This window comes from Clostridium sp. BNL1100 (assembly GCF_000244875.1).
In the GTDB taxonomy this organism is placed as follows: domain Bacteria; phylum Bacillota; class Clostridia; order Acetivibrionales; family DSM-1351; genus Ruminiclostridium.
On the sequence record NC_016791.1, the window covers coordinates 405,337 to 419,421 of the forward strand.

Annotated in this window: 13 protein-coding genes; 11 read left to right on the forward strand and 2 right to left on the reverse strand. The window is 36.7% G+C overall.

The features are described 5' to 3' along the window. Positions 1–146: 146 nt before the first annotated feature. The 4 genes from ccpM to CLO1100_RS01775 all read left to right on the forward strand — a co-directional run bounded on the left by ccpM (position 147) and on the right by CLO1100_RS01775 (position 3,174). Positions 147–1,553: a Cys-rich peptide radical SAM maturase CcpM gene (gene ccpM, locus CLO1100_RS01760; RefSeq protein WP_014312047.1), complete on the forward strand. Its 1,407-nt coding sequence runs from the start codon at positions 147–149 to the stop codon at positions 1,551–1,553. Next, positions 1,546–2,628, forward strand: a complete 1,083-nt coding sequence (locus CLO1100_RS01765; RefSeq protein ID WP_014312048.1) for a TIGR04066 family peptide maturation system protein — start codon at positions 1,546–1,548, stop codon at positions 2,626–2,628. The genes ccpM and CLO1100_RS01765 overlap by 8 nt, the downstream gene beginning before the upstream one ends. A 13-nt stretch (positions 2,629–2,641) precedes the next feature. Then, positions 2,642–2,917, forward strand: a complete 276-nt coding sequence (locus CLO1100_RS01770) for a hypothetical protein (protein WP_014312049.1) — start codon at positions 2,642–2,644, stop codon at positions 2,915–2,917. A 68-nt stretch (positions 2,918–2,985) separates the two neighbouring features. Then, a complete protein-coding gene (locus CLO1100_RS01775; RefSeq protein ID WP_014312050.1) occupies positions 2,986–3,174 on the forward strand; it encodes a CLI_3235 family bacteriocin precursor in 189 nt (62 codons plus the stop codon). Positions 3,175–3,266: 92 nt separating this feature from the next. Here CLO1100_RS01775 and CLO1100_RS01780 read toward each other — a convergent pair whose 3' ends face one another. Continuing rightward, on the reverse strand, positions 3,267–4,529 hold the full coding sequence (locus tag CLO1100_RS01780) for a glycosyltransferase family 2 protein (RefSeq protein ID WP_014312051.1): 1,263 nt from the start codon (positions 4,527–4,529) through the stop codon (positions 3,267–3,269). A 123-nt stretch (positions 4,530–4,652) separates the two neighbouring features. Between CLO1100_RS01780 and CLO1100_RS01785 the strand changes: the two genes are divergently transcribed. The 3 genes from CLO1100_RS01785 (at position 4,653) to disA (ending at position 9,183) form a co-directional block, all read left to right on the forward strand. Next, positions 4,653–6,587, forward strand: coding sequence for a glycoside hydrolase family 15 protein (locus CLO1100_RS01785; RefSeq protein ID WP_014312052.1), 1,935 nt, complete (start codon positions 4,653–4,655; stop codon positions 6,585–6,587). 34 nt (positions 6,588–6,621) lie between these two features. Beyond that, positions 6,622–8,013: a DNA repair protein RadA gene (radA, locus tag CLO1100_RS01790; RefSeq protein ID WP_014312053.1), complete on the forward strand. Its 1,392-nt coding sequence runs from the start codon at positions 6,622–6,624 to the stop codon at positions 8,011–8,013. A gap of 84 nt (positions 8,014–8,097) precedes the next feature. Next, the gene (gene disA, locus CLO1100_RS01795; RefSeq protein WP_014312054.1) at positions 8,098–9,183 is read left to right on the forward strand and encodes a DNA integrity scanning diadenylate cyclase DisA; all 1,086 of its coding nucleotides are present in this window, start codon (positions 8,098–8,100) and stop codon (positions 9,181–9,183) included. Between the two features lie 55 nt (positions 9,184–9,238). On the opposite strand, the gene CLO1100_RS01800 is transcribed toward disA, so the two are convergent. Further along, positions 9,239–9,634: a hypothetical protein gene (locus CLO1100_RS01800; protein WP_014312055.1), complete on the reverse strand. Its 396-nt coding sequence runs from the start codon at positions 9,632–9,634 to the stop codon at positions 9,239–9,241. Positions 9,635–9,973: 339 nt separating this feature from the next. Between CLO1100_RS01800 and CLO1100_RS01805 the strand changes: the two genes are divergently transcribed. From CLO1100_RS01805 to CLO1100_RS01820, 4 genes are read left to right on the forward strand one after another with little or no spacing between them, the layout of a single operon-like run. Next, positions 9,974–10,453, forward strand: a complete 480-nt coding sequence (locus tag CLO1100_RS01805; RefSeq protein ID WP_014312056.1) for a CarD family transcriptional regulator — start codon at positions 9,974–9,976, stop codon at positions 10,451–10,453. A gap of 23 nt (positions 10,454–10,476) precedes the next feature. Continuing rightward, positions 10,477–11,517, forward strand: a complete 1,041-nt coding sequence (locus CLO1100_RS01810) for a PIN domain-containing protein (protein ID WP_014312057.1) — start codon at positions 10,477–10,479, stop codon at positions 11,515–11,517. 30 nt (positions 11,518–11,547) lie between these two features. Continuing rightward, complete coding sequence (ispD, locus tag CLO1100_RS01815; protein ID WP_014312058.1) at positions 11,548–12,258, forward strand: 2-C-methyl-D-erythritol 4-phosphate cytidylyltransferase; 711 nt, start codon at positions 11,548–11,550, stop codon at positions 12,256–12,258. 19 nt (positions 12,259–12,277) lie between these two features. Beyond that, entirely contained in the window at positions 12,278–13,912 is a 1,635-nt protein-coding gene (locus CLO1100_RS01820) for an ABC transporter ATP-binding protein (protein ID WP_014312059.1), read from the forward strand. Positions 13,913–14,085: the final 173 nt, after the last annotated feature.

The window sequence follows — 14,085 nt, forward strand, 5'->3', positions numbered from 1 at the left end:
CTTTGGCGACAATAGCCAAACGAGGGGTTTTATAATGTCTTGATTATTTCCGATATGTTTGACGTCGTAACCTCACCGATATACAATTATTTACAATAAAGATAGAAATTGTAATAAACTCAAATATCGGAAAGGAAGTCTGTTTTATGATTATATATAAGCTTTTAAAGACTCCGTTACAATATTACGTTTATGACAGAAATAAGAACAAAATCCTAAATATAAGCAAGGAGGAATATCAGGAACTTGACAGATTAAGTAAAAAACAGATTACTGAAAAAGAAGCAGTCTGTCTTAAAAAATACCAGAAGTGCGGATATTTAAAAGATAATGTTGTTGAAAAAATAGTTCATCCGGAAACAAAATATATTAAACATTATCTAGACCACAGAGTACAGTTCCTCATATTACAGGTTACACAAAGCTGCAATCTCAGGTGTGATTATTGCACATATTCGGGCCAGTATAACACAAGAGTTCACTCCGGCAAGTCAATGACATGGGAACTGGCGAAAAAGTCAATTGACTATCTATATGATCATTCAAATGAAATTGAAAAAGTCAGAATAAGTTTTTACGGCGGAGAACCATTGCTTAGATTCGACTTAATAAAAAAATGCGTAGAATACGTCAAAGAAGCTTATCCCGATAGAATTACAAACTATGGTATCACTACAAACGGTACACTTCTTTCAGGTGAGATAGCTCAATTTCTAATAAATAATCAATTCTCTGTTACCATAAGCCTTGATGGCTCCAAGAAGGATCATGATGCAAACAGAAAGTTTGCAAATGGAGGAGGCAGCTTTGATACTATCATTAATAATATTAAAGAGATAAGTAAACATAACAAGGAGTTTATTGAAAATATCAGATTTAATACTGTTTTAAATCCAAAATCTGATTATGGTACAGTGAGAAACTATTTCAGTTCAGAAGATGTTGTATGCGATGCCGGAGTCGGTCTTAGTCTTATGGAGGAAATCAACTATAAGGGAGATATATCCTTTAGCAATGAATTTGTTAATATAAGAAGATATGACTACTTTCTATTATTAATGGCAATGGTAAAGAAATTAAAAAAAGAAGCAATACCAAAGTTTATGTCTGAAATAAAAGCAGGTATTGATATTGATTACTCTACAATGGAGGATATTAACGACCTGAATAAAACATGGCACCACGCAGGACCTTGTATTGCGGGCGCAATGAGAATGTTTGTGAATACAGATGGCGTAATATACCCCTGTGAAAAAGCGGTTGAAACCAGCAAAGCTACGAAAATAGGCAAAATGGATGAAGGTACCGATCCGGAAAAGGTGTCAAAGGTAATGAATATAGGAAGAATAACCGAAAAGGATTGTAAAAACTGCTGGGCCATAAACTGGTGCTCTGTGTGTGCATTATATGCTGAGAAGGACGGAAAATTTGACCCGGCTACCAAAAGGAAGAATTGTGCCAAATCTCTTATAGAAGCTCAAGACAAACTTCTAAACATATGTGCTTTAAAAGAATTCGGATATAAGTTCGGAAAGGAGGAAATGTATGTATAAGCTTCTGGTTTACCCCTTCAATATGGAGGATAATTGCATAACAAAATATTGTAATATGCTTCGTGGCTACGAGCTTACAAGTCTTGTATGTCTTGAGGGTGCATACGAAAACGGCAGAGATGCAGGAGAGTTTGACGAAGTTGAAACCGGTTTGATAATAACTGATGATTATAACATTGAAATTGATAAATGCGATGTAGTACTTTTGTTGGATAAAAATTTTAATGAATTGAAAGACACATACATTAAAAGGATTAACACTGCCGTAGCAAAAAACAAAATTGTTATGACAAATAAGAAGATATACGATTTTTGTCTCGAAGAATTTTCCTGCAATAAGAATATCAGAATACTGGACAATATTCAGGAGACCGGACTGAATTATTTTACATATGACAATAGTATGATACAGCCGGATATTCCTGTGATTACTGTCATGTCAATTGGAGAGAGCTGTAATAAATTTGAGGCACAGCTTGACCTGAGAAAAAAATTTCATGATAAGGGATACAAGGTGTTACAGTTTGGTACAAAGGATTATTGTGATTTATTCGACTTCAAAAAGATTCCGTCCTTTCTAATGTCAAAAGACATATCAATTGATAAAAAAATATACATGTTTAATTACTATATAAACAGAGAAGCATTAAAGGACGATTACGATGTGATTATAATAGGGGTCGCGGGAGGTCTACTTCCTGTTAACAGGTATGTCACAAATTATTTTGGAGAGATTCCTCTGATTGTATCTTCTGCGCTGAATATAGATATAAATGTTCTATGCTCCTATCATAATGATGAAATAAAGGTGGAGAATCTGTATGAATGTCGTAACTTCTGCAAAGGGAGGCTGGGATGCTTTACAGATTACTACTATATGTCTGACAGACAATTCAGGATTTCTTATGAACATGATATAGAATACTTTATTCTGGACAGAAAGAACTGTGTAAATAATATACCGGTTATTAATGATGAAACACTTAAATTCTGTCATGTGTTGGATACTGATGTCAAGGATAGCCTGCTGGATTCCTTAGTAGAAGAATTAGAAGGCAATGTGGCACTTGTTTAAAAAGGGGGAACCTATGAATAAAAGGGAAGTAATGAATGAAATAAAAGAAACCGTTTTGAAGATAACAGGGATTAATATAGAAGATGAAAATGATAATATTATTGGATGTCATCATAAATATCCGATTGTATATGCCATCTATATTGTTGAAGAACTTGAAAAAATATTCGGAAAAGAGATTTCAAATATATTTGCTGAAAATGATTATACCGTTTGGAAATTATCTAATCTGGCAGAGGCCATAATAAATATATGCAGTAATTCTTCGGATAAGCTTCAAGCAGTTTAATGATAGCAGGGGTATATCATTTATTTAATTAAATGATTACATAAAAAAACTTTTAAGGAGGTATTTTTATGAAGAAACTATCAAAAAGAAGTAATTTAGTTTTTAACACAATTACGGCATTTGACCTTTGCACTAGTTCATGTCAATGCTGGAATTTCTGCACTTCACATTGCGGTGGTAACGGAACAGCCCAATCAGCTATAAGCAGCAGTCTCAGTAGTAGCTTATACAGTGATGTAAAAGCATACGCAGGATAAGTCAAAACTCATACTTACAAACCCAAAAGAGGAGTGCCCCATGGCATTCCTCTTTTGGGTTTGTAAACACTTATGAGAACGAAGCCATAGAGTTATCCGTTGCTGTTCTCCAATTCACTTATACTAATCTGTCTTGTATGGACAGTGTGGTTCCACTCTTTGTTGTTTTTCTCCAGAAAGCCTTGTATTGTAATGGGAACCCATGTAAGGCAGTAATAGGGATATATAATAAAACCAAGTATAACTTTAAGACTGAACTTCTTCTCTGCGAGAATAATCAAAGGCCCGTAGAGTACCTCAAATAGGCCCATTAAATACCACACCTGAACGGGAAACACATATTGTACACTGTAAAGAGGAAATTGGGGATAAACCGTTTGAACCCACATCATAACAGTCATTAATCCCACAAAAATAAATCTTATGGGTTGAAACAAATATAAGGCACAGTCAAGAGATGTAAGGTCACCTTTAAAAAAAGCTTTCTTAAATAAAGCTCCAAGATATTTCTGAGCACACTCCGCATGTCCCTGCATCCATCTTTTTCGTTGGTGCCATGACTGTCTAAGGGTAATGGGTTTTTCATCATAAACCACGGCTTCGTGGGACCATCCTATTTTAACTCCATTTAAGGCAAGTTTCATGGTATATTCCAGATCCTCGGTCAGACATGTGGCTCCCCATTTTAAAGATTTAAGTATGGAAGTATCAATACAAAATCCGGTTCCGCACAGCCCACAGCTTAGCTTGAGATAGTATCTCGGCAACTGAAAAATTCTGTTTGAAAGCCAGAAGGCAATGGAATAAGAGCAGGTTATCCAGCTGTCATACGGGTTTTTACTGTCAATGTAGCCCTGAACTACCTTGAAGCCCTTGCACATCTGCTTGTTCATTTCCAGCAGAAAGTTTGGCGAGACCAGATTATCAGCATCAAAAACAGCAACGGCATCATAATTTGTGTCCATATCAAAAATCCTGTTAAACATCCATTCAAGTGCATGTCCTTTTCCCCTTTTCGAGGCATCCTCACGGATATGTACCTTGGCTCCGAACTTTCGGGCAATTAAAGCAGTATTGTCTGTACAATTATCAGCTATTACAAAAACATCATATAAATTTCTGGGGTAGTTTAGTTTAAAAAGGCTGTCTACAATGTGGCCGATTACAAGCTCCTCGTTATGGGCGGCTACTACAAGAGCAAACTTTTTTGCAGGGACAATAGTTCGTGAGAGTTTTTCCTTTCTTTTAATCCAGCCGAAAACAGATATTCCAAAAAAATAGCAGCCTGCTATGAATACCAATATCTGTATAAGCTCACTAATATAAAAAATTAAATTAATAAATAAAGTATGCATTTTTTCCTCCATAATAGTATTTATCCGAAATAGTTTGTGCATAAACTGATTAAATTATTTATATAATTTGATACTCTGTAAATTCAATATGCTATAATGAGGTAGTAAAATGCGGAGGTTTTTATGCAAAAATCATATTATAACAACGCAATCTCAGGGAATTCTTCAATGCTGGCATGTTTTAGCGAAAAAGCAGAACTTTTAAGACTTTTTTGGCCTGATATTGATTACGTACAGCATTTAGATAAAATGTTTCTGGGGCTATTTGACAAAAACAAAATCGGAAGCACTGTATGGCTTAATGATATCCGATGCGATAATCATCAGGAATACCTTCCTGATTCCAATATAATTAAAAACACGGTTACAAATTTTTTTGAGGGATACAAGGTAGTACTATATGACTTTGTACATCCTGAAATGGATGTTTTGGTACGAAGACTTGAAATTGAGAATCTTCATAATGAGAGCAGGGAATTGGGACTAATGAGTTTTTCAGCCGCCGCCAGTAGTGATTCCGAGGTGGCATGCAGCTTGTTTGATTTCATGAATGAAGCAATGGTTCACTATAAGCCGGATAGCTATATTGCCATTACTTCAGATATTCCGGTATACCAGTTCCAAATCGGGAATAATGCCAATGATGCCGCAATTAATACATATCTGTACGGCAAGGACGATATAGGAATGATGAAGGATGCAGCCGTCTCATGGGATCTGGGAGTTTTTCAGCCTCACACCGTAAAGACCGTTAATGTATATCTATGTGCATCAGATAGCTTAAAATCATGTAAAGCTCTTGTAAGAAAAGTAAAAACAGTAGGAGGGCTCACGGCCTTCAGGGAAACGGGACAGTACTGGAAGAACTATCTGGAGAAAACAACACAACTAAAGTCAGGTAACACATTTTTGGATGAATTGTACAAAAGGTCACTTCTTGTATTCAAATTAATGTACAACAAAAACAGCGGAGGGTTAATGGCTGCTCCCGAAGCCGATGAATACTTTACGAAATGCGGTAAATATGCTTACTGTTGGGGAAGGGATGCTGCCTTTATAACAGGTGCATTGGATATTGGCGGGTTAAGCGAAAGTGTAGCCCATTTCTATAAATGGGCTGTAAAGGTTCAGGATGAGGATGGCAGCTGGCAGCAGAGATATCATATGAATGGTAATTTAGGCCCGTGCTGGGGTCTTCAGGTGGATGAGACCGGGACAATTATATGGGGAATGTTAAGCCATTACAACTATACAAAAAACACAGATTTTCTGAAATCCGTATGGGATAGTGTTAAGGCAGCGGCAAATTTCCTTGTAAGGTTTATAGACAGTGAAACAGGTCTTCCAAGCCCTAGCTTTGACTTATGGGAAGAAAGGTACGGCGAACATGCATACTCTTCCGCTTCGGTATGTGCAGGACTCAGGTCCGCTGCGGAAATAGCACGTATACTTGGAAAAGCACCGGAAGATTTTACTATATGGCATCAAACAGCAGACAATATTAAAAAAGCAATAGTAAAATACTTCTGGAAAGAAGATTACAGACGATTTATCAGAAGCATTAGGGTAAAACTAAATGGCTTCGGACAGGAACCATCCGGCGATACAATGTTAATTACAGTAAATCCAAAGGGTTACGTGAGGGATGTAACCAAAGAGGATTGGATTGTAGATGTAAGCCTTGTTGGGCTGGGTATACCATTTGGAATTTTTGATTTGGATGATCCTATGCTGAGAGATACGGTTTCTTTAATCGAACAAGTCCTCACAGTACAAGGAGTCGGAGGTATAAAGAGATATGAAAACGACACATATATAGGTGGGAATCCATGGATTCTTACCACCCTTTGGATAGCATTGTACCATGCGAAATCAGGCAACTATGAAAAAGCAAAGGAATACCTTATATGGGCTGTAAACGGAAAAACAGAAATGGGACTGCTGCCGGAACAGGTTAACAAGGACACGGGAAAACCCGAATGGATAATTCCCCTTACATGGTCTCACGCAATGTACGTACACGTCTATTCAGAGCTTATAAATGCAGGTGTGCTGTGATGTGCAATATATAAGGATAAATTAAAAGTAAAAAATGGGGTTGGTTAACATAAAAAATAAGACGGTTTTCAAATGCAGCAATTGTGGTTACGAATCCTCAAAATGGGTGGGGCGATGTCCGGAGTGCGATAGCTGGAACACCTTTGAAGAAAAGGAAATACAAAATCAAAAGAATACCCGGTCTGCTTCGGCAAGGGTAACAAAGCCCATAGTAAAGCTGACTCACGTTAAGGCCGGTAACAGTGACCGTATTGTAACGGGCATCAGTGAGTTCAACAGGGTTATGGGCGGAGGAATAGTCAAGGACTCAATAACTATCATCACAGCTAAACCCGGTGCAGGAAAATCCACTCTGCTTTTGCAGGTTGCTGGAGATGTTGCTTCAAAAGGGCTGAAGGTGCTTTATGCATCCGGTGAGGAAAGCGAAAGCCAGATAAAAAGCAGAGCCGACCGGATCTTTAGTAAGATTCAGGATAGCGTGTGGGTATATTCTGACAATAGTATGGATAATGTACTAAGTGTTGTATCAGAGGTAGACCCGGACCTTTTAATAGTAGACAGTATACAGACATTTGTGCTGGAAGGCTTCCCCGGTTCCAGAGCAGGTTCTCCTACACAGACTATGGAGTGTGCCAATGAACTTCTGAAACTGGCAAAAGACCCTGTCAGGCCCAGAGCGGTTTTTCTGGTAGGACAGATGAATAAAAGCGAGGAAATAGCTGGACTCAGGGCCCTTGAACATTTGGTGGATGCTGTGCTTATATTGGATGGCGATAACGAAGAGGAACTCAGAGGGCTTTCAGTATCTAAAAACAGATTTGGCAGTACATGGGAACGGGGCTATTTTTCAATGACAGAAAACGGCCTCGAATCAATAGATAATCCGTCGGAATATTTCATGACCACCAGGGATAAAAATGAAAAAGTGTCAGGAAGTGCACTTACCGTTGTAAAAGACGGTTCACGACCGATTATAGTAGAGATAGAAAGCCTTGTATCAAAGACATATACGCCGTTTCCTTCCAGAATCGGAGAGTGTGTGAGAAGAGAACAGCTCAACACTCTGATATCCATACTTGAACAGAGGGGAAAAATATCTCTGTATGATAAGGATGTTGTTATAAAGACCACAGGGGGCTTAAAGTTTAAAGAGCCTGCTGTAAACCTGTCAATAATTATGAGCATTGTATCATCTGTTTATGATAAGGAAATACCCAATGACACAGCTTTCATATCCGATGTCGGACTTACGGGAGAACTTAAAAAGGTGCCTTCTCTTGAATTGAGAATCAGAGAGCTTGACAGGAGAGGATTCAGACATGTTTATGTAGCTAAGAATGCACTTATAAGATCACTTGACATAAAGAATATAAAAGTACATGAAGTAAAGTCAATTCAAGAAGTAATAGGTATGGTTTTTAAATAATACAAATTGTTATATATATCAATTTATTGTAAAATAGTCTAGGATAAATATAAAGAATAGAGTCAAATGGAGGAGCAATTTAAAATGAGGTTGGAGAGATTAAAAAATGACAGCTTTTTAGATGTTTTGAGGATGATGGCACCGGGAACTTCACTCCGAGAGGGTCTGGAAAACATATTAAAGGCAAAAACCGGTGCCTTGATTGTAATCGGGGACTCTCCAGAGGTAATAAAGATAGTTGATGGCGGATTTACCATAAATAAACCTTATACCTCATCACACCTTTATGAACTTGCAAAAATGGACGGAGCAATAGTGGTCAGTAAGGATTTAAAGGTGATTCTGTATGCAAATGCACTCCTCATACCTGACGCTAGTATAGTAACCACTGAAACAGGGACAAGACATAAAACAGCAGAGAGATTTGCAAAACAAACAGGAGAGATTGTTTTATGTATTTCCCAAAGACGAAATGTTATTACTCTTTACAAGGATAGCAGGAAATATATTCTAAGGGATACTTCCACAATATTAACCCGTGCAAATCAGGCATTGCAAACGCTGGAAAAGTATAAAAGCGTACTTGATGCAGGAATAAAGAATTTAAATGTACTGGAACTCGAGGATATAGTTACACTCAACGATGTGGCATATGTTATCCAAAGAACAGAAATGGTAATGAGAATTGTTGATGAAATTGACAGGTACATTTGCGAATTGGGCAATGAAGGAAGACTTAGCAGTATGCAGCTGGAGGAACTTCTTCAGAATGTTGAGAACAATGTATGGCTTGTTATTGAGGATTATCAAATAAAAAAAGACGGGCAAAATACAAATGACATAATAAAACAACTTCGCAATTTGTCAAACGATGAACTCGTAGATCTTGCAAGCGTTGCAAAATTATTGGGATTCTCAGGAGCCGCAATTTCACTGGATACTGCCGTTTCACCAAGGGGATACAGAATGTTGAGTCGGTTGCCAAAACTTCCTGTTACCATAATGAAAAATATAATTGGTGAGTTTCAGAATCTTCAGGGAGTAATAAAGGCAAGTATAGAAGATCTGGATAAAGTGGAAGGCATCGGCGAAGTACGGGCAAAATCCATTACTGAAGGTCTTTCGAGAATAAAGGAACAGACTATAATGGATAAAAGGTCAATATATTAGTCAGTTATCAGGGAAATAAAATCAAGGGATTAACATATTTGTTAATCCCTTTTAATCATCTCAGATTATATTTGCCAAGCATCCGTATTCTGTCGTTTTCCTTTAAAATAATATCATAAAGATTTAAATCCAATGTGTTGCAGATGGAAGCCAGATAAAACAGATTTCTTCCAATATCACGTTCTATCGCATCCCTGCAATTGTCACATAAAGCACCTTCAACATGTCCGTTCACAGAGTTCTTCATTTCATCAAAGTTGGCATCAGCAGGAATATCCTGTTTGTGGGCATTGATGGTTAAACAGCCACATTGAGTAACAGATTTAATAACCGCTCTGTTTACTCTGGAATTTGAATCCTGATATTTCGTAATTAAGTCTAGAATACTCCTATTTCTTACAAGCAGCTCCTGCGCAGTGTATTGAAAATCATCTACAAGTATATCCTTCATGTGATTCACCTCAGTATTTAGATGTCTGATTTTATTATACTTTTACCTATAAGTACTGTCAAACCCCAAAAAACAATATTTAACAAAAATAATTTTAAATGTTAATAGATATGTTTGATTTTTGACATTAAATATTCTTTGTAGTATACTTGAATTATTGAGACAATTTTATATAAATTAATCCAAACGCACTCAACTATAGTATTAGTGCGTTTTAGTATTTTTTGTTTTATTTTTATTAACAGCTTGACTGAATATAGATATTGCGTTTAGATTCACAAGAGCTTTTGGATATACAAATAGTGGATAGATTTGCGTTATTTTTTATGGAGGAATGCTATGTATAACGTAGGAGATAAAATTGTATATCCCATGCATGGTGCGGGTGTTATTGAATCCATAGAGGAGAAGGAAATACTTGGGAAGAAATGCAGCTATTATGTTATGAAAATACCTATCGGTGATTTAAAGGTTATGATACCTACTAACAACATTACTGATATAGGCATAAGAGGCGTAATAAGTGTTTCTGAAGCTGATAATGTCTTTAATTTTTTAAAGAACGGCCAGCATGAAATTCCATCCAACTGGAATAAACGCTATCGGGAAAATATGGTCAAGATTAAGAGTGGTGATATTTTTGAGGTAGCTGATGTTGTACGAAGCCTTATGCAAAGAGAAAAGGAAAAAGGGCTTTCTACTGGTGAGAGAAAAATGTTAAGCAGTGCCAAACAGATATTAATAAGTGAATTAGTTCTTGCAAAAGGCATTAATCAGCATGAAGTTGAGATTAAAATCCAAGAGTACCTTTACGGCTGAAAAGCCTTTGAAGGAGAATGAATGTGCTAAATAGGATTATTAAAATATCTTTTTCTATTCTAGGAGCTATTACCGGGTTTACTATTTTACATACAATTTTATCAATGAATATAAAAATTGGTGAAAACTTAAGGGTACCATTAGTGATACTGTTTTCATCTGTTTTCTGTGCCATTTTTTATTTTATGGCGGCTAAGATAATTGAAGTGCTTACGGGTTTCATTGATAAGATTGAAAAAGGGATACAGAATGTAACAATGTCAGAGCTGGTTCTGGGAGCCGCAGGACTTATACTTGGACTTATCGTTGCAAATCTTGTAAGTATACCAATAATAAAAATTCAGATAATAGGGCTCCCCTTTGCAGTAATTATTAATATATTATTCGGACTTATGGGGGTTATCCTGTCCCAAAGAAAGAAAAATGAAAGCATAGCAGATATTTTTAAGGAACAGTCTTCCGCTCGTAATAAGAAACTTGTTGACACATGTACAATTATTGACGGGAGGATTCTTGATATATTCAATGCAGGGTTTTTGGAAGGTGACATTGTAATTCCGGCTTACGTCCTTGAAGAATTAAGGCATATAGCTGATTCTCCTGACGGGCTAAGGAGAGCCAGAGGCAGAAGAGGATTGGATATCCTTAATCTGCTTCAAAAGGAAGGTAATAATATTGTAAGAATAGACGAAACAGATTTCCCTGACATACAGGAGGTTGATGAAAAACTTCTTAAAACAGCCCAAAAGCTCAAATGCAAACTGGTAACAATAGATTACAACCTTACAAAAGTTGCGGCTTTAAAGGGAATACAGGTTCTCAATATAAACGACCTTGCCAATGCGGTTAAGCCTGTTGCTCTACCCGGGGAGGAAATGAATATACTGGTTGTGAAAGACGGTAAGGAAAACGGGCAAGGTGTAGGGTTTTTGGAGGATGGAACCATGATTGTAGTGGACGGGGGTAAAAAGTACCTTGGTCAGACAATCCCGGTAATGGTAACAAGTGTACTTCAGACATCTGCAGGCCGTATGGTTTTTGTAAAACCCAATATAAGTGATTAACTTTACGCAAGGATATGGAGGCAATTCGATTTGAACTCAAATGATATATCTAAAAAAGTAACGGCTATTATAACCGCAGCAGGAAAAGGTACAAGGATGAATTCCAGTATTAATAAGCAGTATTTAAAAATAGCCGGAATACCTGTACTTGCCAGAACAATAAGTGCATTTGAGAGTTGTTCTGAAGTTGATAATATAATACTTGTTGTTAATGAGGATCATATAAATTTTTGTAAGCATGAAATAGTTGAGAAATTTAATTTTACAAAGGTAATTTCCCTTGTGAGCGGAGGTGCTGAACGGCAAATCTCGGTTTATAAGGGACTTTGTTCTATTAGGGATGAAAAAGGAATTGTATTGATTCATGATGGTGCAAGACCTTTTGTAACAAATAAAAACATCGTGGATTGTATAAATGCCGCAAGAGAATATGGAGCTTGTGGAATCGGGGTACGGTCAAAGGATACTATCAAGATTTCGGATGAAAATGGGTTTGTTCAGTCAACTCCGGACAGAAGCAGTCTTTGGAGTATTCAAACACCTCAGGGTTTTATGTATGATATTATAAAGGGTGCCCACGATAAAGCCGTACAGAATGACTATATCGGAACGGATGACATGGTTTTGGTTGAGAAATTGGGCATACCGGTTAAAATCGTGGAAGGAAGCTATCAGAATATAAAAATTACTACTCCCGAGGATTTAATAATGGGAGAGTCTTTGCTATCTTCAAGTAAATAGTACGAAGGGAATGTGATTTATGGGGAGCTTAAAGAGTCTACTTAAAATAATACCATTTATCAAAAAGTACCGTTTATTTTTTTGTATAGGCATTACAGGTACTATATTGTGTTCAGTTGTTTCTGTTCCCATACCTTACTTTATTGGGTATATACTTGATAATGTAGTGGCAGGGTCTAAGAGCTACAAAGAATTATATTATTATATTGGATTAATTGCATTGCTATATGTACTCAGGTATGTTATTTCTTTTGTAGCACAGTATATGTTTGCCAAAGTAAGCAATGAAGTTACCAATGAAATGAGATACTCCGTAATAGGTAAGGTCTTGGACCTTCCAATGAGTTATTTATTAAATACAGAAAAGGGATATATACAAAGCAGAATAGGGGAATGTGGTAACGTCAGTGTTGTATTTTCGCCGTCAAATATAGGGTTGGTTCTTGGTCTCGTTGATGCAGTGGCAGCGGCAATAGCTATGTTTTCGTTGAATTTCAAAATGGCTTTGGTTACTGTCATTCTATCGCCTGTATTTTACTTTTCCTCCAAGGCGTCAGCTGGTGGATTCATGAAGGTAACTCACCAGATGATGGAATCAAATGCTGTTTTAAACGGAGAATGTTTTGAAATAATCAACGGGATTGAAGACATAAAGGTATTGAACGGAAAAGAAAATCAGCTGAAAAGGTTTAAAAACAAGCTTGACGACCTTGTAAAGAAAAGTATTAAACAAAGTAAATCGATATTAGTTTTTATTGAGAATATTACAATCGCCAACAATATGGGAACTCTTTTAATACTGCTAATTGCAGCAATTCTTATTATTAGAGGTCAGTTTACAATAGGTCTGTATACTTCTTTTTCACTATACATAGGAAGGGTTTTTGGCGCAAGTCAGGGGTTAGCAACAGTGGGAACCACAATAAAGCCGGCGTGTCTGAGTATAGAAAGATTGTATGAGCTGTTGGACATGAAGGGCGAAAATGAAGGCAAAACGGAGAATATAGAAAGTAAAATAGATTCCATTAAGGTACAAAATGTGTCATTCAGATATAACAGCAATGCCAAAAACGTTATTAATTCATTAAACTTTGAAATAAACAAAGGCGAAAAAGTCCTTTTACGTGGTGAAAACGGTTCGGGAAAATCAACACTCATAAAGCTTCTGGTTGGATTATATACGCCGGAGGAAGGAAAGATATTTTTTAATGATACGGATTTATCCACTATAAATAACAAAAGTCTGAGAGATAGAATTGGTATTGTGTCCCAAAGTATTTTCCTATTCAGAGGGACTGTTTTGGACAATATACTATACGGTCAGAACGAAAAGAATCGAGAGGATGTTGAGTTACTGATTAAACAACTGAATCTGGAATCGTACATAAACAGGCTTTCAAATGGATTAGATTCGGAAATATCCCAGAATACGGCTGGGGTTTCGGGCGGACAGGCACAGGTAATTGCCTTTATACGGGCCATGCTTTTGGAAAAGGACATTGTAATACTTGATGAGCCTATTTCAAATGTGGACGTTGAAACAAGGGATATTATATTGAATATTTTGAAGAATAATGAATTTAAAGGAATTCTCATTGTTGTTTCCCACATAGTAGATAATATGGAATTTATAAACAAAGTGATTGAATTTTAGTTAAAAATGGTTTTACTGTTTTATCGGTACTCCCGTATAAAATTATATCAATGATTGCTTCCAAGATATTTGCAAGAGTTTTTTGCGGCTCATCTTTGGATATTTTACCGTCGCTCACATTCATCGTCCATGATTCATTGTGTCGCTAAACTTACATCGTGTAGGTTTTCCGG